17 protein-coding genes are annotated in these 18349 nt (G+C 73.7%); 6 read left to right on the forward strand and 11 right to left on the reverse strand.

Features of this window, described 5'->3' with window-relative positions; translation table 11 throughout:
* Positions 1-102 precede the first annotated feature (102 nt).
* The 5 genes from K5S26_RS01240 to K5S26_RS01260 form a co-directional block, all read right to left on the reverse strand.
* Positions 103-1251, reverse strand: a complete 1149-nt coding sequence (locus K5S26_RS01240; protein ID WP_221855240.1) for a mannitol-1-phosphate 5-dehydrogenase — start codon at positions 1249-1251, stop codon at positions 103-105.
* Between the two features lie 14 nt (positions 1252-1265).
* A complete protein-coding gene (locus tag K5S26_RS01245; protein ID WP_221855241.1) occupies positions 1266-3341 on the reverse strand; it encodes a PTS mannitol transporter subunit IICBA in 2076 nt (691 codons plus the stop codon).
* A gap of 83 nt (positions 3342-3424) precedes the next feature.
* The gene (gene ptsP, locus K5S26_RS01250; protein WP_221855242.1) at positions 3425-5107 is read right to left on the reverse strand and encodes a phosphoenolpyruvate--protein phosphotransferase; all 1683 of its coding nucleotides are present in this window, start codon (positions 5105-5107) and stop codon (positions 3425-3427) included.
* Between the two features lie 11 nt (positions 5108-5118).
* Complete coding sequence (locus K5S26_RS01255; RefSeq protein ID WP_221855243.1) at positions 5119-5388, reverse strand: HPr family phosphocarrier protein; 270 nt, start codon at positions 5386-5388, stop codon at positions 5119-5121.
* Positions 5389-5401: 13 nt separating this feature from the next.
* Positions 5402-5815, reverse strand: coding sequence for a PTS sugar transporter subunit IIB (locus K5S26_RS01260; RefSeq protein ID WP_221855244.1), 414 nt, complete (start codon positions 5813-5815; stop codon positions 5402-5404).
* 155 nt (positions 5816-5970) lie between these two features.
* Here K5S26_RS01260 and K5S26_RS01265 point away from each other — a divergent pair, with 155 nt between their 5' ends.
* Positions 5971-7911, forward strand: coding sequence for a BglG family transcription antiterminator (locus K5S26_RS01265; RefSeq protein WP_221855245.1), 1941 nt, complete (start codon positions 5971-5973; stop codon positions 7909-7911).
* 21 nt (positions 7912-7932) lie between these two features.
* Here K5S26_RS01265 and K5S26_RS01270 read toward each other — a convergent pair whose 3' ends face one another.
* Positions 7933-8187: an HPr family phosphocarrier protein gene (locus K5S26_RS01270; protein WP_221855246.1), complete on the reverse strand. Its 255-nt coding sequence runs from the start codon at positions 8185-8187 to the stop codon at positions 7933-7935.
* A 225-nt stretch (positions 8188-8412) separates the two neighbouring features.
* Here K5S26_RS01270 and K5S26_RS01275 point away from each other — a divergent pair, with 225 nt between their 5' ends.
* A complete protein-coding gene (locus K5S26_RS01275) occupies positions 8413-9333 on the forward strand; it encodes a hypothetical protein (protein WP_221855248.1) in 921 nt (306 codons plus the stop codon).
* A gap of 177 nt (positions 9334-9510) precedes the next feature.
* On the forward strand, positions 9511-9759 hold the full coding sequence (locus K5S26_RS01280) for a hypothetical protein (RefSeq protein WP_221855250.1): 249 nt from the start codon (positions 9511-9513) through the stop codon (positions 9757-9759).
* Positions 9760-9793: 34 nt separating this feature from the next.
* Here K5S26_RS01280 and K5S26_RS19350 read toward each other — a convergent pair whose 3' ends face one another.
* Complete coding sequence (locus K5S26_RS19350; protein ID WP_504739571.1) at positions 9794-10093, reverse strand: four-helix bundle copper-binding protein; 300 nt, start codon at positions 10091-10093, stop codon at positions 9794-9796.
* On the opposite strand from K5S26_RS19350, the gene K5S26_RS18555 reads away from it, so the two are divergent.
* Positions 9990-10232, forward strand: coding sequence for a hypothetical protein (locus tag K5S26_RS18555; RefSeq protein ID WP_246603408.1), 243 nt, complete (start codon positions 9990-9992; stop codon positions 10230-10232). The genes K5S26_RS19350 and K5S26_RS18555 overlap by 104 nt on opposite strands.
* A 54-nt stretch (positions 10233-10286) precedes the next feature.
* Here the strand turns inward: K5S26_RS18555 and K5S26_RS01290 are convergent, their stop codons facing one another.
* Together K5S26_RS01290 and K5S26_RS01295 are read right to left on the reverse strand one after the other, a co-directional pair.
* Positions 10287-11945, reverse strand: a complete 1659-nt coding sequence (locus K5S26_RS01290) for a phospho-sugar mutase (RefSeq protein ID WP_221855251.1) — start codon at positions 11943-11945, stop codon at positions 10287-10289.
* Positions 11942-12766, reverse strand: coding sequence for a purine-nucleoside phosphorylase (locus K5S26_RS01295; protein WP_221855253.1), 825 nt, complete (start codon positions 12764-12766; stop codon positions 11942-11944). The genes K5S26_RS01290 and K5S26_RS01295 overlap by 4 nt, the downstream gene beginning before the upstream one ends.
* 94 nt (positions 12767-12860) lie before the next feature.
* Here K5S26_RS01295 and K5S26_RS01300 point away from each other — a divergent pair, with 94 nt between their 5' ends.
* The gene (locus K5S26_RS01300; protein ID WP_221855255.1) at positions 12861-14294 is read left to right on the forward strand and encodes an NAD(P)H-quinone dehydrogenase; all 1434 of its coding nucleotides are present in this window, start codon (positions 12861-12863) and stop codon (positions 14292-14294) included.
* Positions 14295-14377: 83 nt separating this feature from the next.
* On the opposite strand, the gene K5S26_RS01305 is transcribed toward K5S26_RS01300, so the two are convergent.
* Both K5S26_RS01305 and K5S26_RS01310 read right to left on the reverse strand, forming a co-directional pair.
* Entirely contained in the window at positions 14378-16150 is a 1773-nt protein-coding gene (locus K5S26_RS01305; RefSeq protein ID WP_221855256.1) for an acetyl/propionyl/methylcrotonyl-CoA carboxylase subunit alpha, read from the reverse strand.
* A 125-nt stretch (positions 16151-16275) separates the two neighbouring features.
* Positions 16276-16935 carry a Maf family protein gene (locus K5S26_RS01310; RefSeq protein ID WP_221855258.1) on the reverse strand — a complete coding sequence of 220 codons (660 nt, stop codon included), beginning with the start codon at positions 16933-16935 and terminating at the stop codon, positions 16276-16278.
* A gap of 66 nt (positions 16936-17001) precedes the next feature.
* Here K5S26_RS01310 and K5S26_RS01315 point away from each other — a divergent pair, with 66 nt between their 5' ends.
* Positions 17002-18348 (forward strand): class I SAM-dependent RNA methyltransferase, encoded by a 1347-nt coding sequence (locus tag K5S26_RS01315; RefSeq protein WP_221855260.1) that lies wholly within the window; start codon positions 17002-17004, stop codon positions 18346-18348.
* The last annotated feature ends 1 nt before the right edge of the window (position 18349 follow it).

An 18349-nucleotide genomic window follows, 5' to 3' on the forward strand; every position in this document is an offset into this window, starting at 1 on the left:
CCTCCCGCACGCTCAGGGACACGAGCCTACCGGGTGGGTGCGCGGAGGCAGCGGCTGCGCGCCTCGTGGAGCGGCGGCCGCCGCCCCACGAGGCGCGAGGGGTCAGGCCGACTGGGCCCGCTCGACGGCGCCCACGATCGACGCGAACAGCGGGTGGGAGGGCTCGAGGCCCGTCACCTGCTCGGTGAAGGACGGCGCGTCGAGCTCGGCGAGCAGCCGGTGCAGCTCGACCGCCTGCTCGTCCTCCGGGTCGCGGAAGGCGAGCGCCGCACCGATCGCGGCCAGGAGGCCGTCGACCGGCAGGCCGCGCTCGGCCGCCTCCGCCGCCGGGCCCACGAAGCGCTCGTGGCGCGACAGCTTGCGAAGCGGCTGCCGCCCGACGCGCCGCACCGTGTCGGGCAGGGCCGGGTTGCGGAAGCGGCCGAGGATCGTGGCGCGGTACCCGGCCAGGTCGGCCGCGTCGAAACCGTGCTTGGCGGCCAGGAGCGCCGAGGTCTCCTCGAGCGCCGCGGCGACGCCTGCCTCGACGGCCTCGTCGGCGAGCGCGTCCGAGATCCGCTCGAGGCCCGCCCGCGCGCCGAGGTAGGCGGCGGTGGCGTGGCCGGTGTTCACCGTGAACAGCTTGCGCTCGATGTACGGCGCGAGGTCGTCGACGAAGTGCGCGCCGGGGATCGTGGGCGGGGTGTCGCCGAACGGATGCCGCTCGATCGCCCACTCGAAGAACGGCTCGACCGTGACGTCGACGCCGCCGCCCTCCGGCTGGCCCGGCACGATGCGGTCGACGGCGGTGTTGGCGAACACCGCGCGCGCCGACAGCGCGTCCCAGGCGGTGCCCGCCTGCTCCCGGATGTGCTCCCGGAGCGTGTCGGTCGCGCCGATCGCGTTCTCGCAGGCCATGACCTGCAGCGGCGGCGCGTCGGGCTCGCGCAGCGCGAGACCCGCGACGATGTGCGGCGCGATGAAGCGCAGCACCGTCGGGCCGACGGCGGTGGTGACGACGTCCGCCGTCGCCACCTCCGCCGCCACGCCCTCCGGATCGGCGGCGCTGTCGATGGCGCGGAACCCGGTCACGACCCGGTCCCGTCCGCCCTCGCCCACCTCGTGCACCGTGTACTCGGAGACGTCGTTGATCGCGTCGACCAGCGCCGCCGCCACGTCCGAGAACACCACCTCGTAGCCGCCCTCGTGCAGCAGCAGCCCCACGAAGCCTCGCCCGATGTTGCCTGCACCGAAGTGCACCGCCTTGGTCATCCGGATCCTTCCTCTCAGTCCTCGTTCACCGAACGGAGCAGCGCGAACAGCTCCTCCGGGGTCTGGGCCTTCTTCAGCTCGGCGACCTGCTCCTCGTCCGAGAACAGCAGTGCGACGTTCTGCAGCAGGCTCAGGTGCTCGTCACCGCGGCCGGCGATGCCGACCACGAACGTGACCCGGTCGCCGTCCCAGTCGACCCCGCCGTCGTAGCGGATCACGGTGAGCGCCGAGGCGAGCACCGCGTCCTTGGCGTCGTTGGTGCCGTGCGGGATGGCGAGCTCGTTGCCCATGAAGGTCGACACGGTCTGCTCGCGGGCGAGCATCGCGTCGTGATAGGCGCCGGTGACCGCGCCGGTCGCCTCGAGCAGGTCCGCCGCCTCGCGGATGGCCTCCTCGCGGCTGACGGCCCCCTCGTGGATGCGCACGTTGCCGAGGCTCAGGACGCGGTCGTCGTCGCCGCCCGTCGTCTCCGCGGCGGCGGCGCGCGCCTCGGCCCGGGTGGCCGGAGCGGCCTCGGGCACGCCGCCTGCGTCTGCCGCGTCGCCCTCGGTGCGCTGCGCGAGCAGCAGCTGGACGATCTCGTCGTAGCGCGGCGAGTTCATGAAGTTGTCCACCGACACGTGCACGGCCGACTGCTCGCGCTGCTTGGCGCGATCGGTCAGCTGCTGCTGCGTGACGACCAGGTCGGCCTTCCCGTCCAGCGCGGCGATGGCCTTGTTGGTGACGTTCACGCCCTCGATTCCGGCGGCCTTGAACTTGTTGCGCAGCACGCTCGCGCCCATGGCCGACGAGCCCATGCCGGCGTCGCAGGCGAACACGACGCGCTCGATCGTCCGCGCCGGCGCCGTCAGGGTCGTGGTCGCGCCACCGGTGAGACCGGAGAGCGCGGCCGACGACTTGCCCTTGTTGGCCTCGGTGCGCGCCACGGCGTCGGCGAAGCCGTCGCCGCCGGCCGCGTCGGCCGCCAGGTCGCGCTTGCGGCTGGCGAGCAGGAACGCGGCGCAGATCAGGAACGTCACGGCCCCCGAGATGAGCACGGACAGGATCACGCCGAGGTGGCTGCCGGGCGCGGTCTGCACCAGCACCGCGAAGATCGAGCCGGGGGACGCCGGGGCGACCAGGCCGGACTGGAAGATGACGTTCGTCAGCACGCCCGACGCACCGCCCGCGATGAGGCCGACGATGAGGATCGGCTTCGCCAGCACGTACGGGAAGTACACCTCGTGGATGCCGCCGAGGAACTGGATGGCCAGGGCTCCCGGAGCCGTCGCGCGTGCCGCGCCGACGCCGAAGACCGCGATCGCGAGCAGCAGGCCGGCGCCGGGGCCGGGGTTCGCCTCGACGAGGAACAGCAGGCTGCGGCCCATATCCTCGACCTGGGCGCTGCCGATCGGGGTGAACACGCCGTGGTTGATGGCGTTGTTGAGGAACAGCACCTTCGCCGGCTCGACGATGATGCTCGCGAGCGGGATGAGGCCCGTGTCGACCAGCCAGCCGACCACGCCGCCGAGCAGCTCGGTGACCCACTTCATCACCGGCGCGAGCCAGAAGAACGCGGCGAGCGCGGTGAAGAAGCCGATGAAGCCGGCCGAGAAGTTGTTGACCAGCATCTCGAAGCCGGTTCGGATCTTGCCCTCCCAGAGCCGCTCGACCTGCTTCAGGATCCACGCGGCGAGCGGGCCGGCGATCATCGCGCCGAGGAACATCACGGTGCCCTCCGCGCCGATGATGACGCCGAGCGCGGCCAGGGCCCCGACCACGCCGCCGCGGTGGCCGAAGACCATGTTGCCGCCGGTGAACGCGATGAGCAGCGGCAGGACGAAGGTGATGATCGGGCCGACGAGGCCGGTGGCCTCGGTGCCGTCGGCCAGGGTGCCGCCGCCGAGCATGGCGGAGTCGGCCCACTGCCACGCCACGATGGGGCTGTTGCTGCCGAGCCAGCCGTCGGGGATGAACAAGGCGGTGAGCAGGCCCCAGGCGATGAACGCCGCGATGTTCGGCATGATCATGCCGGAGAGGAACGTGCCGAACTTCTGCACGCCCACTCGAACGGAACCGGGCGCCTTCGCCGCGGTCGCTGTGTCACTCATGATGACTCGACTTTCTGCTGTGTTTTCGATGTGTGCGGGACGTCCGCTGCGGACGCCCGGTCCAGGTGAGGAGGGGAGGGAGGTCAGGACGCGGGATCGGCCGCCGACCGGGCGGCCGCGCGGGCGCCCGCCGCGTCGTCGGCGTCGAGCGCCGCCCGCGCGATGCGGCGGGCGTCGTCGGCGGTGTGGCGGCCGAGGGAGTAGCGCACGTCGGCCAGGGCCGCGGGCGCCATGGACAGCGTCGTCGCGCCGAGGCCGACGAGCACGACCGCGAGCAGCGGGTCGGCGGCCGCCTCGCCGCAGATGCCGACGGGCTTGCCGTGCTTCTCGCCGGCGGCGCCGACCTGCTCGATCAGGCGAAGGACCGCGGGGTGCCACGGGTCCTGCAGCGTCGCCACGGACCCGAGCAGGCGGTCGGCCGCCATCGTGTACTGGGTCAGGTCGTTCGTGCCGATCGACGCGAAGTCGGTGTGCGCGAGCGCCCGGTCGGCCAGCAGCGCGATCGAGGGCACCTCGACCATCACGCCCGCGGTCCGGATGCCCAGCTCGCGCGCGAGCGACGTGAAGTACTCCGTCTCCTCGACCGTCGCGACCATCGGCGCCATGACCCACAGGTCGGCGCCGGCGTCCGCGTTCGCCTCGGCGAGCGCCGTGAGCTGGTCGCGCAGGATCTGCTCGTTCGCGCGCAGCGCGCGCAGCCCGCGCAGTCCGAGGGCGGGGTTGTCCTCCTCGGCGTCGTTCAGGAAGGCGAGGGGCTTGTCCGCGCCGGCGTCCAGCGCGCGCACCACGACCTTCTTGCCGCGGAACGCGCTCAGCAGCTTCGCGTACTCCGCGCGCTGCTCGTCGACCGTGGGCGCCTCCTTGGCGCTCAGGAAGAGGAACTCGGTGCGGAACAGACCCACGCCCTCGGCACCCAGCTCGAGCGCCTCGGCGGCGCCGGCGGAGTTGCCGAGGTTGGCGAGCAGCGGGACGGCCGTGCCGTCGGCGAGCGCGCCCGGCGTGACGGGGGCCTTCTCGGCCGCGGCACGCGCCTCGGCACGCCCCCGTGCGTCGGCGAGCTGCGCGTCGTCCGGGTGAGCGATCACGGCACCGGCGGCGGCGTCGACGATCACGACGTCGCCGTCGGCGAGCCCCGCCGCGTCCGTCGTGCCGACGACGGCGACGATGCCCTTCTCGCGCGCGAGGATCGCGGTGTGCGACGTCGGCCCGCCGTCGGTGGTGACGAGCGCGAGCACCCGGTTGGGCGACTCGGGGTCGAGGTCGAGCAGAGCCGTGTCGGCGGGCGCGAGGTCGGGCGCCACCAGCACGAACGGGTGCCCGGGGGACGGCACGCCGGGCGCCGGCTCCCCGCGCAGGTGCGCGACCACGCGCGCCGCGACGTCGTCGAGGTCGGCGGCGCGCTCGCCGAGGTAGCCGCCCACGGCCTCGAGCGTCGTGCGGAACTCCGCGAACGCGTCGTGCACGGCCCACTCGGCCGTCTTGCCGTCGTCGAGCCGCGACTGCACGGCCTCTTCGAGGGACGGGTCCTCGGCCATCATCGCCTGGGCCTCGAGCACGTCGCGCGCGGAGCCGCCGGCCGAGTCGGCGCGTCGGTTCAGCTCCGCGGCGACGGCGGCGACGGCCTCGCGCACGCGCCCGGCCTCCTCCTCCGCGCTGCGCTCGCTGGCCGCGTCCGCCGGGGCGGGCGCGCGCTCCGCCATCCGCGCCACCGGTCCCTGGGCGACGCCCAGGCCGATGCCGACGCCGGCGAACGTCGTGCTGTCCATCGCGGGGCCGCTCATTCTGCGTCGTGGTCGGTGAGCAGCAGCTGCTCGAGCGAGTCCAGCACGCCCTCCGCGCCGTCGCCCTCCGCCGCCAGCGTGACCTCGTCGCCCTGGTCGATGCCGAGCGCGATCACACCGAGGATGCTCGCCGCGTTGACGGGCTTGCCGTCGCCCTTCGCGATGGTCACGGGCGTGCCCGCGTCCTTCGCCGCCTGTGCGAACAGCTTCGCGGGGCGGGCGTGCAGACCGTGGGACGATCCGATGCGAACGGTGCGAGTGGCCATGGTGTTCCCTTCGTCAGGCCGATGCCGGGCCGGCATCCGCAGGCGTTGTGGGGTTCCGCGGAGCGGAGCCCTCGGTCGTGGGTGTCGGGTTCCGCGCAGCGGAGCCCTCGGTGACGGCGGCCGCGCCGCCCCGGGCCGAGACGGCCAGGGCCAGCGCGCGGCTGCCGTCGAGGTCGGTGAAGATGTCGTCGGGCAGCAGCGCGACGGAGACGCCGCGGGGAGCGGCGAGGGCGCGGATGTCGTCGAGCGAGCGGCTCAGATGGGGGCCGACGAGGACGATGTCCGCGGAGTCGAGGTCGATCGGGAGCGACTGCTCGGCGCCGGCGAAGGCGGTCAGTGGCAGGTCGGCCGCAGCGGCGGCCCGACGGACGCGAAGGGCGACGAACGTGCTGGACGCGCCCGCACCGCACACCACGAGGATCCTCATTGATCTGTCACTTCCCTTCCGAACGATCCTGTCCCGCGCGCGAGGGCGCGGCAAGGAGGGTTCTTTCCGCCCATGCGGAAGAAGGTCTCGCCACGGTGCTCCGCAGGCCGGGACGGATGCCCGTGCGGGGTCGGCGAGATGATTGACTGGCGGTCATGACCAGGCGGCGGCAGGACCGGGTGCTCGGCATCCTGATGCGCCGCGGCGACTGGGTGACCGCGGCGACGCTCGCCGACCAGCTCGGCGTCACGCCGCGGAGCGTCCGGTCGTACGTCACCGCCGTGAACGCCCGCGTGCCGGGCGGCGACGCGATCGAGTCGGGCCCGGCGGGGTACCGGGCGTCCGCCGGCGCGGCGGCCGCCCTGCGGGCCGGCGCGGAGCCCGACCCCGGCACGCCGCGCGAGCGCCTCCACGCGATCGTGCGGGCGCTGCTCGACGCCGACGGGGGCATCGACGTCCACGCCACCGCCGATCGGATGCACGTCAGCTCGGCCACCCTCGAGGCCGACCTCGGGCGCGTGCGCGCGCTGCTGTCGGGATCGGACCTCGCGCTCGAGCGCGCGGGCTCGCGCGTGCGGCTGGCCGGATCCGAGCTCGCGCAGCGCCGGTTCGTCAGCCGGCTGGCGCACGACGAGATGGACGACGGCGCCTTCGACCTCGACGCGCTGCGGCGCGCGGCCGACACGATGGCGATCCCGTCCGAGGCGCTCGGCGCGTTCAAGACCGACCTGGTGGCGCGGCTGGGGGAGCTCGGCTTCTTCGTCAACGAGTTCGCGGCCGCCGACGTGGTGCTCCACGTGGCGATCGCGGCCGACCGCGTGGCCCAGGGCAGGGCGCTCGAGGCCGTGCACGGCGAGCCCGACGCGACCCGGGAGCGCATCGCCGGCGCGCTCGGCGAGCTGACGGAGCGGCACTTCGGCGTCGGACTGGGGCAGGGCGACCGGCTGCACCTCGCGGCTCTCGTGCTCACGCGCATCGTCGTCCCGGGGTCGAGCGACGACCCGGCGTCGCCCGGGCTCGACCCCGCGATCGAGGCGGCCGTGCGAGGGGCGGTCTCCCGCGCGGCGCAGGACTACCTCGTCGACATCGCGCACGCCGACTTCGTCGAGCGGCTGGCGCTGCACGTGCAGAACCTCGTGCACCGCGCGCGCGAGCAGGCGTGGTCGCGCAACCCGCTCACCCGCACCCTGAAGTCGGCGTATCCGATGATCTTCGACGTCGCCGTCTCGATCGCGAGCGAGCTGTCCGAGGCTCTCGGCGTGCCGATCCGCGACGACGAGATCGCGTACATCGCGATGCACGTGGGCGGTCGCCTCGAGCGCAGCCGCCGGGCGGAGTCGATGCTCACCGCGACGATCGTGTGCCCCGGGTACTACGAGCTGCACGAGCTGCTGCGCTCGTCGGTCGACCGCTCGCTCGGCCGTTCGATCGAGGTCACGGGCGTCGAGACGCGCGTCGACCCCGACTGGGAGGCGATCGGCACCGACCTGGTGCTGACGACGATCGAGCCGCCGCTCGGCGCGGACGGGCGCGCCATGTCCGACCGGATCGTCCGCATCCAGCCGTTCCTGACCGACGCCGACGTCGAGCGCGTGTCGGCTGCCGCGAGCCGCGTGCGCCGCGCCCGTCGCCTCGGCCGGCTGCGGGCCGAGCTCGCCCGCTATTTCGCGCCCGGCGCCTTCGTCCGGGGCCTCGACGCGTCCCGCGGCGCGGACGGGATGATCCGCGACCTCGGCGCCCTGCTGATCGATCAGGGGGTGATCGACGGCGACTACGTCGACAGCACGATCGAGCGCGAGCGGCTATCGTCCACGGCGTTCACCGACACCCTGGCGGTGCCGCACGCGCTGCGGATGACCGCCGAGCGCACGGCCATCGCGATCGGGGTCAGCGAGCAGCCGGTGGCCTGGGGCGACGCGCGGGTCAACGTGGTCGCGCTGGTCGCCTTCAGCGAGAGCGATCGCCCGGCGTTCCAGACGGTGTTCGAGCAGTTCGTGGAGGTGTTCGGCGAGCCCGACAGCGCCTCGCGCATCATCCGCCGCAGCTCGGACCGCTCGTCGTTCCTCGACGAGCTCGCCGCCGTCATCGACGGCTGACGGCGCGCGTCTTCACTGCGCTCAGGCGGGCGCCAGGAGCGCCGCGGCCGCGGTGAGCGCGGCGTCGGCGCCCTCGCCGTCGGCCTCGAGCACGACGCGGTCGCCGGGCGCCAGCGCGAGCTCCATGAGCGACAGCACGCTCGCGGCGTCTACCACCTCCGCGCCCGCGCGGATGCGCAGGCCCCCGCTCAGCCTCTGCGCGAGGCGCACCAGCTCGGCGGCCGGTCGCGCGTGCAGCCCGCCCTCCGCCGTCACCACGATGCTGCGCTGCGCCATGCGCCCACGCTACCGGGGCGCACCCGTCCCTTCGCGATCCCTCGAGCCGGCATGTCCTCATCCACCCGGCATCGGATCGCGTGCCGGGTCGCGGGGAACATGCGGGCTCGGCGGGGTGGGGCGGGCGCCCCCGGCTGTCGTCCCCAGTGGGGGTGGGGCGAGCGGGTGTGCAGGAGGCGGAGGCGGGAGAGGGAGGGTGTGATCGGGCGGGCCCAGGATCGAGCCATGGCGATCGACGTGTACTCCCGCGAGGATCTGGAGACGCTCGGCATGAGCGATCGCGCGGTGGCGCGTGCGGTCGCGGCGGGGCGTGCCGTCCGGCTTCGTCCCGGACGCTTCGTGAACGCCGCAGAGTGGCGCGCCCTGCACGTTGAGGCGCAGCAGCGCGTGCGCGCGGAGGCGGCGCGGCAGGCGGCCGAGCGCCCGCCCGTCTTCGCGCTCGCGACCGCGGCGGCCGTGCACGGTCTGCCGCTCTTCCGGGTCGTCGACGATCGCGTCCATGTCCTCAGCCGCACCGAGCGGGCGGCGCCCGCGAACCGGCTGGTGGTGCGACACGAGGACGCGTACACGGACGATGAGCTGATCGAGGTCGACGGCCTGGTGGTCACCCGTCTCGACCGCACCGTCTTCGACCTCATCCGGCTGCTGCCCGCGGAGGCCGGCGTCGCGCTCGCCGACGCGGCGCTGCGGGCGGCCGCCGACGGGGAGGCGCTCCGCGCGGCTGTGGCCGAACGGATCGCGCGTGCCCCGGGGGCCCGCGGGATCCGCCGGGCCCGAGCCGTGCTGGCCTTCGCCGACGAGAGGTCCGAGTCGCCGGGCGAGAGCGCGAGCCGCTGGTTCCTGCGTGTGCTCGGCTTCCGCACGATCGAGATCCAGGTGGGCTTCCCGGGGCCCGACGGACGCGAGATCAGGATCGACTTCCGGTTCCGCCGGGGGTGGGGCGAGTTCGACGGCGCCGCGAAGTACACCGAGCCGGCCTACCTGCGCGGCAGGCCCCCGCAGCAGGTGCTTCTCGACGAGAAACGACGCGAGGACTGGGTGCGCGGCCGCTCGCAGGAGCCGTTCGTCCGCTGGATGGACCGGGACATGCCCACGCCGCGAGCCCTCGGCGCGCACCTGGCGGGCTTCGGGATCGTCCCCGACTGAGACGTCCGCCGCTCGAGCCGGCATGTCCTCGTCCACCCGGCATCGGATCACCTGCCGGGTCGCGGGGAACATGCGGGCTCGGCAGACGGACGGGCGGACGGGCACCGTGGGCGGCGTGTGTTGCGGTGTGTGACGGGCAGCGTGACACGGGTCGCGGGGGTTCCTAGCGTGGGGGGCATGAGCGACAACGCGACGCGAGAGCTGCTGCCGGTGCAGCGGGCCATCGTCTCGGCCTGGCCGAGCGCATGGATCGACGCGTTCGCGATGTGCTCCGACGACGGCGGGATCACGCTGGTCGCGCTCGACGGCGAGACCATCGCGCTCGACGCACGCGTCACCGCGGCCGCGGGGGAGCCGGTGGCGTTCCACCGCGTCGCCGAGGTGCTCTCGGTCGGCGGCGAGCTGATCCGCGCGCGCCGCCGCTGAGCGCTCCGCGGGCCGGGCCCGCGGCGGACGGCGATCAGGCCATCGACATCGAGGCCATCGCCGTGCGGCAGGTCTCGACCATCGCCTCGCACGCCATGGCGCAGATGCGGCAGTGCTCGTGCATCTCGGCATGCATGCGACACTCGGCGGCACACGCCTCGCCCATGGTCATGCACGCGGTCATGATGGCGCGCATGACTCCGGGCTCGTAGCCCATCGGACGCATCATCATGCGCATCGTCGTGGTCGCGACGTCCGCCATGTTGGCGCACATCGCCGCGCACGTCGCCATGTCGTCCCCGGCATCCGCGTCGGCGCACATCGTCGCCGTCATGCTGACCGCCGAGCACGCCTCGATGCACTCCTGCATCATCGGCATCTCCATGCCCGTCGACGACGCCTTCGGCATCGCGCTCATCATGTCCATCATCGTGCTCATTCCGGTTCCCCTTCTCGAGTCGCCGTCCGCCTGACCGGGACGTCCTGTCGGCAGGTTACGTCGGGCCCGGCCGGGCCGACAAGGGAGCTCAGGCGAGCCGGTCCAGCAGCTCCCGCACGGCGGCCTCGAGACCGGCCAGCCGCGCCGCGGAGTCCTCGACGGACTCGCCGCGCACGTCGAGGTAGACCTTGAGCTTGGGCTCGGTGCCGCTGGGGCGGAAGATCAGGCGCGAGCCGTCGACGAGCCGGTAGCGCAGGACGTCGCCGCCCAGCCCCGCCGGATCCTGCAGCAGGTCGTCGGCGGCGTCGACCGACAGGTCGCCGAACGCGACCGGCGGATCGGCGCGCAGCGCGGCCATCATCGTCGCGATCGCCGAGACCTCCGCGACGCGCACCGACACCTGCCCGCTCGCGTAGAACCCGATCTCGCGGGTCAGCTCGGCCAGGAGGTCGGCGATGGTGGCGCCGCGCCCACGGGCCTCGGCGGCCAGCTCCAGGAACGCGACCGACGCCGAGATGCCGTCCTTGTCGCGGACGGTGTCCGGGTTCACCAGATAGCCGAGCGCCTCCTCGAAGCCGAAGACCATGCCGGGCGCGCGCGAGATCCACTTGAAGCCCGTGAGGGTCTCGTGGAAGCCGAGGCCGTACTGCTCGGCGATGGCGCCGAGCCCCGGCGACGACACGAGCGAGCAGGCGAGGGACGCACCGGGCGTGCCGGATGCGGCGCGGGCGGCACGGCGACCCAGCAGCAGGCCGACCTCGTTGCCCGTGAGGCGTCGCCAGCCGTCCGCCGCGGGGATCGCGACGGCGAGGCGGTCGGCGTCCGGGTCCTGGGCGATCACGAACTCCGCGTCGGCGGCGCGCGCGGCGGCGAACGCGAGGTCCATCGCGCCCGGCTCCTCGGGGTTCGGGAACGACACGGTGGGGAACGAGCCGTCCGGCTCGATCTGCTCGGTCACCAGAACCGGCGCCGGGTACCCGGCGGTCTCCAGGACGCGCGAGAACGTCTCCCAGCCCACCCCGTGCATCGCCGTGTACACCCAGCGGGTGCCGGCCGCGCCGTCGGGGGCGGGGCCGACGGCCGCGGTCGCCGTCACGTACGCGTCGACGACCGCCTCGTCGGCGACCTCGTAGTCGGTCGAGCGGGGAAGCTCCGCGACGGTCGTGCCGTCCGCGATCCGCCGGATGCTGGCCGCGATGGCGGCGTCGGACGGCGCCACGATCTGCGAGCCCTGGTCGCCGCCGCCGAGGTAGACCTTGTAGCCGTTGTCCTGCGGAGGGTTGTGGCTCGCGGTGACCATGACGCCCGCGTCGGCGCCGAGGTGCCGCACGGCGAAGGCGAGCACCGGGGTCGGCAGGCGCCGCGGCAGCAGCACCGCCCGCAGGCCGGCGCCCGCGAACAGCTCGGCCGAGTCGCGCGCGAACACGTCGGAGTTGCGGCGGCCGTCGTAGCCGACGACGACCGTCGGGGTCCCCTCGGGATCGCGCTCGCGCAGGTAGGCGGCGAAGCCGGCCGCCGCCTGGGCCACGAGCACGCGGTTCATGCGGTTGCTGCCCGCGCCCAGCGCGCCGCGCAGTCCCGCGGTGCCGAACTGCAGGCGGCCGTCGAACCGGTCGTCCAGGTCGTCGACGGCGTCCTCGTCGCCCGACTCCGCGCGCTCGATCAGGTCCTCCAGCTCGGCGCGGGTCTCGTCGTCCGGGTCCTGCGCGAGCCAGTCGCGTGCCAGGTCCAGCACGTCGGCGCTCACAGGCGCCCGATCACTCGTGCGAGCAGGTCGGAGATCACGGGCTCCGCGGTGCGGCCGGCCTCGATGACCTCCTCGTGGCTGAGCGGATCGGGCGAGATGCCGGCGGCGAGGTTGGTGATGAGCGAGAAGCCGAGCACCTCCATGCCCGCCTCGCGCGCCGCGATGGCCTCCAGCGCCGTCGACATGCCGACGATGTGGCCGCCGATGGCCTTCGCCATCTGCACCTCGGCCGGCGTCTCGTAGTGCGGTCCGCGGAACTGGCAGTAGACGCCCTCGTCGAGCGACGGGTCGACCTCGCGGGCGAGATCGCGCAGGCGCCGGGAGTAGAGATCGGTCAGGTCGATGAACGTCGCTCCCTCGAGCGGCGAGTCGGCCGTGAGGTTGATGTGGTCGCTGATCAGCACGGGCTGGCCGGGCTGCCACGTCTCCCGGATGCCGCCGGCGCCGTTGGTGAGCACCATGGTGGTCGCGCCCGTCGCGGCGGCGGTGCGCACGCTGTGCACGACGCGTCGCACGCCGTGGCCCTCGTAGTAATGGGTGCGCGCGCCGATCACGAGCACCGCGCGGCCGCCCGGCGTGCGCAGCGAGCGGATCGTCCCGACGTGACCCGCGAGGGCGGGTTTCGAGAAGCCGGTCACGTCCGTCGCCGGGATCTCGGCGACGGTCTCGCCGATCAGCTCAGTGGCCTTGCCCCACCCGCTGCCCAGCGTCACGGCGATGTCGTGGCGCTCCACGCCGGTCAGGCGGGCGATGTCGGCGGCGGCGGTCTGCGCGACCTCGAACGGCGAGGCAGCGGCGTCCAGGGGATGGGCGTTCGTCATGGCATCACGATACCCAGCGCGTCGCCGCTCGATGCTGGGAGCCGCCGGCCCGTCGTCGTTCGCCGCCGCCTGCCGAGTGGGGAAGAATGGGCGCATGGTCTTCGATTTCGAGCGCAGGCAGCGGATCGCGATCCTGGGCGGCGGTCCGGGCGGCTACGAGGCGGCGCTCGCGGGCGCCCAGCTGGGCGCCGATGTGACCGTCGTCGAGCGTGCCGGCATCGGCGGCTCCGCCGTGATCACCGACGTCGTGCCGTCGAAGACCCTGATCGCCACCGCCGACGCCGCCTTGGCCGTCGCAGAGGCCGGCGACCTCGGCGTCCAGTTCTACGCGAAGGGCGACACGGGCAAGCCGCTCAAGCCCGAGATCGCGATCAACCTGCTCGCGATCAACAAGCGCCTGCTCGCCCTGGCCGGGCAGCAGTCGGAGGACATGCGCAGCCGGCTGCTCGAGGCGGGCGTCCGGATCATCGCGGGCCACGGCCGGCTTGAGGGCGACGACGCGGTGGTGGTCGCCACGGGCCCCGACGGCACCGACTTCGACCGGATCGAGGCCGACACGGTCGTGATCTCGACCGGCGCGACGCCGCGCGAGCTGCCCGCCGCCTGCCCCGACGGCGACCGGATCCTGACCTGGAAGCAGCTCTACAACCTCACGGCGCTGCCCGAGCACCTGATCGTCGTCGGCTCCGGCGTCACCGGTGCCGAGTTCGCCTCGGCCTACATGAACCTGGGCGCGAAGGTCACGCTCGTGTCGAGCCGCGACCAGGTGCTGCCCGGCGAGGACGCCGATGCCGCCCGGGTGCTCGAGAAGGTCTTCCAGCGCGGCGGCATGACGCTGCTGGCGAAGGCCCGTGCCGAGAAGGTCGAGAACGTCGGCGACCGCGTCGTCGTGACGCTCGCCGACGGCCGGACCGTCGAGGGCTCGCACTGCCTCATGGCCGTCGGCGCGATCCCGAACACCGCCGGCATCGGCCTCGAGGAGGCCGGCGTGCAGATGACCGAGACGGGGCACATCCGCGTCAACAAGGTCAGCCGCACCTCGGTGCCGAACATCTACGCCGCCGGCGACTGCACGACGCTGATGCCGCTCGCGTCCGTGGCGTCCATGCAGGGGCGCACCGCCGTCTTCCACGCCATGGGCGACACCGCGATCCCGCTCGAGGAGCGGAAGATCGCGTCCAACATCTTCACCAACCCCGAGATCGCGACGGTGGGCTGGACGGAGCAGCAGATCGACGACCGCGTCGTCGACGGCGAGGTCTACACGCTGCCGCTGTCGGCCAACCCGCGGGCCAAGATGATGGGCGTCAAGGACGGCTTCGTGAAGCTGTTCGCCCGCACCGGGTCGGGCACCGTGATCGGCGGCGTCATCGTCGCCCCGAAGGCGTCGGAGCTGATCTTCCCGCTCTCGCTCGCCGTCGAGCGCCGCCTGACGGTCGACCAGCTCGCGCGGGCGTTCGCCGCGTACCCCTCGCTGACCGGGTCCATCACGGACGCGGCGCGCGCCATGCACCACGTCGCCAGCTGACGCCCGCCGCGGCCCGAACGGCGGCCGATCTGCCCGATGTCAGGAGGCCGACACCCCCGCCGGGGGCACGACGGCGCGCCTCGTCAGTCGGAGATCTGCAGCAGCTGGTGCCCGGCCGGGACGGTCGAGCCGGGGGCCGCGTCGATGGCACGGACGACCCCGTCCTTGTGCGCCTGCAGGGGCTGCTCCATCTTCATCGCCTCGAGCACGACGACCAGGTCGCCCTTGACGACCGACTGGCCCTCCTCGACCGCGACCTTGACGACCGTGGCCTGCATGGGCGACTTCAGCGCGTCGCCGGAGGCGCCGCTCGTGACGGCGCCGGCGGCGTGGCTGCGGCGCGAGGGCGGCACGATGGCGGGGCGGCCCTGCGTGCCGGGCGCCTGCGCGATCCGATCGGGGAGGCTCACCTCCAGGCGCTTGCCGGCGACCTCGACGACCACCGTGTGGCGGTTCTCGGCGGGCTGGGGAGCCTCGAGCTCCCCGTCCCATGCGGCGATGTCGTTCACGAACTCGGTCTCGATCCAGCGCGTGTAGACGCCGAAGACGCCGTCCTCGGCCGTGAAGGCCGCGTCGCGCACCACCTTGCGGTGGAAGGGCAGCACCGTGGGCAGACCCGCGACCTCGAACTCGTCCAGCGCCCGGCGCGAGCGCTCCAGCGCCTCGGCGCGGTCGCGGCCCGTGACGATGATCTTCGCCAGCAGCGAGTCGAACGCGCCCCCCACGACGTCGCCTGCGGTGACGCCCGAGTCGAGTCGGATGCCCGGGCCGCCGAAGGTCTTGAACACGTGGATCGGTCCGGGCTGGGGGAGGAACCCGCGACCCGGGTCCTCGCCGTTGATGCGGAACTCGATGGAGTGGCCCTGAGGCGCCGGGTCGTCGTAGTCGATCGTGCCGCCCGCGGCGATGCGGAACTGCTCGCGCACCAGGTCGATGCCGGTGACCTCCTCGGACACCGGGTGCTCGACCTGCAGGCGGGTGTTGACCTCGAGGAACGAGATCGTGCCGTCGGCGCCGATCAGGAACTCGCACGTGCCGGCGCCGGTGTAGCCCACCTCGCGCAGGATCGCCTTGGAGGCGCCGTACAGCGTGGCGTTCTGCTCGTCGGTGAGGAACGGCGCGGGCGCCTCCTCCACCAGCTTCTGGTGGCGCCGCTGCAGCGAGCAGTCGCGCGTGGAGATCACCACGACGTTGCCCTCGGCATCGGCGAGGCACTGCGTCTCGACGTGGCGCGGCTTGTCGAGGTACTTCTCGACGAAGCACTCGCCACGGCCGAACGCGGCGATCGCCTCGCGCGTGGCGGACTCGAACATCTCCGGCACCTCGTCGAGCGTCCGCGCGACCTTGAGCCCGCGTCCGCCGCCGCCGTACGCGGCCTTGATCGCGATCGGCAGGCCCACCTCCTTCGCGAAGGCGACCACCTCGTCCGCGGTCTCGACGGGACCGGGCGTGCCGGGGGCCAGCGGCGCGCCGACCTTCTCCGCCACGTGCCGCGCGGTGACCTTGTCGCCGAGCGCCTCGATGGCCTCGGGCGACGGGCCGATCCAGATCAGGCCCGCTCCCTGGACGGCGCGGGCGAAGTCGGCGTTCTCGGCGAGGAACCCGTAGCCGGGGTGCACGGCGTCGGCGCCCGAGCGGCGTGCCACCGAGAGGATCTTGTCGATCTGGAGGTACGTGTCGGCGCTGGTCGCCCCGTCGAGGGCGTACGCCTCGTCGGCGAGCCGCGCGTGCAGCGCGTCGCGGTCGGGGTCGGCGTAGACGGCGACGGAGGAGATCCCCGAGTCGCGGGCCGCGCGGATGATGCGGACGGCGATCTCGCCGCGGTTCGCGATGAGCACCTTGGCGATGGCAGGCATGGGTTCGAGCCTACCGACGCCCGGCGGGTGTTCTTTGAGGACCCTCGACAAGAAAACCCGGCGAACGTGTCGCACCGTCTACGACTGCTGCGTTCGGGCGTCCCGCTCGGGCGCCGCTGCGTCGGTCAGGTGGTCGCGGACGGGGCGTTCCACAGGTCGGTCCAGGCGACGCCGAGATCGCGCACCAGGCGGCGGATCGTCGACAGCGACATCCCGACGACCGTCGACGGATCGCCGTCGACGCGTTCGATGAACGCCCCGCCGAGGCTGTCGACCGTGAAGGCCCCCGCCACGTGCAGCGGCTCGCCCGTCGCGACGTAAGCCGCGATCTCGGCGTCGTCCACGTCGGAGGCGAACGTCACCGACGCCTCGGCGACCGCGAACGCCTCCACGGGCTCCGTGCCGGGCGCGACGCGGAAGACGCTGTGTCCCGAGTGCAGCACACCCGTCCGCCCGCGCATGCCGCGCCAGCGCTCGGTCGCCGCCTCCGCCGTGTGCGGCTTGCCGTAGACGACGCCGTCGAGCTCGAACATCGAGTCGCCGCCGATCACGATGCCGTCGAAGCCCGCGCGCTCGTCCGCGAGGCGGAGCGCGACGTCCTCGGCCTTGCGGCGGGCCAGCAGCAGCACGTGCTCGGCGGGCGGGAGGGCGCGGCCCTCGCGGGCCTCGGTCTGAGCGACCACGGCCTCCTCGTCGACGTCCGGCGCCGACGTCTCCGGCTCGATCCCCGCCTGCCGCAGCAGCATCAGGCGGGCGGGGGACGTCGAGGCGAGGCAGACCTGCATGCGTCCACCGTAATCGCGACGGTGGGGCGGGGCGTTCGGTCAGGTCGTCTCTGAGACGATGGAGCCATGCAGAGCGGGGAGACGGTCGACCTGGACGTGACCGGGGTCGCACACGGGGGAGTGTTCGTGGCGCGCCACGGCGAGGGGCGCGACGGCACCGCCGGCGGGCAGGTGGTGTTCGTCCCGGACGCGCTGCCGGGCGAGCGGATCCGCGCCCGCATCACCGACGTCAAGAAGTCGTTCGCCCGCGCCGAGGCCCTCGAGGTGCTCGACGCGTCCGACGACCGCCGCGATCACGTGTGGGACCAGGCGGACATCTCGCAGGCGCCCGAACGCCGTCCGGGCGGCGCCGACTTCGGCCACATCGACCTGGCGCGCCAGCGCGCGCTCAAGGCGCAGGTGCTGCGCGAGGCCTTCGAGCGCTTCGCCGGCGGACCGATCGACGTCGAGGTGGAGGCGCCCGAGGACGTCCTGGGAGCCGAGCACCCGGCCGTGCGCGGCACGACGGCGGGCACCGGGTACCGCACCCGCGTGAGCCTCCACGTCGACGGCGCCGGTCGCAACGGCCCGTACGCCGCCCGCAGCCACACGGTGATCCCCGTCGACGCGCTGCCCCTGGCCACGCCCGACGTCGAGGCGGTCGCCGTCGCCCTGCGCAACGCCCCCGAGGGGCGGGTCGACCTGGTGCAGGCCGCCGACGGCGGCGTGCGCACGCTGCGCCGGCCCGCCCGCACCGGCGAGCGTCGGCGTCGTTTCGCCGGCAAGCCGCCGCGCGCGCCGCAGGATCGGTCCGCCGGGGACCGCCAGGCCCCCGCGGGTCCCGAGGTCGTGACGGAGGTCGTGGGCGACCGGTCGTTCCAGGTCGACGTCGGCGGCTTCTGGCAGGTGCACCGGGCGGCGGCCGCGACGCTCGATCGGGCCGTGCGCGACGCCCTGGGCGAGCTGTCGAGCGACGCATGGCACCTCGACCTCTACGGCGGGGTGGGCCTGTTCGCCGCCGCGCTGGGCGACCTCGCGGGCCGTGCGCGCATCACGACGGTGGAGTCGGATCCGCGTGCCACGCAGCACGCGGAGCAGAACCTCGCCGACCACGGGGCCGAGGCCGTCACCGCGCGCGTCGACCGGTTCCTGTCGCGTCTGTCGAGCCAGGCGAGCCTGTTCGATCGCGAGATGCTCACGCGCGGCGTGACGCTGCTCGACCCGCCCCGCTCCGGCGCGGGCCGCGAGATCGTCGAGGCGGTCGCCGACCTCGGGTCGTCGCGCGTCGCGTACGTGGCGTGCGACCCCGTCGCATTGGCCCGCGACGTCGGCTACTTCCGTGGCGTCGGGTACGAGGTGCGCTCCGTCCGCGCCTTCGACCTCTTCCCGAACTCGCACCACGTCGAGGCGATCGCGGTCCTGGGCCGGGACTGAC

Source organism: Microbacterium marinilacus, from assembly GCF_019753765.1.
GTDB classification, from domain to species: Bacteria; Actinomycetota; Actinomycetes; order Actinomycetales; family Microbacteriaceae; genus Microbacterium; species Microbacterium marinilacus.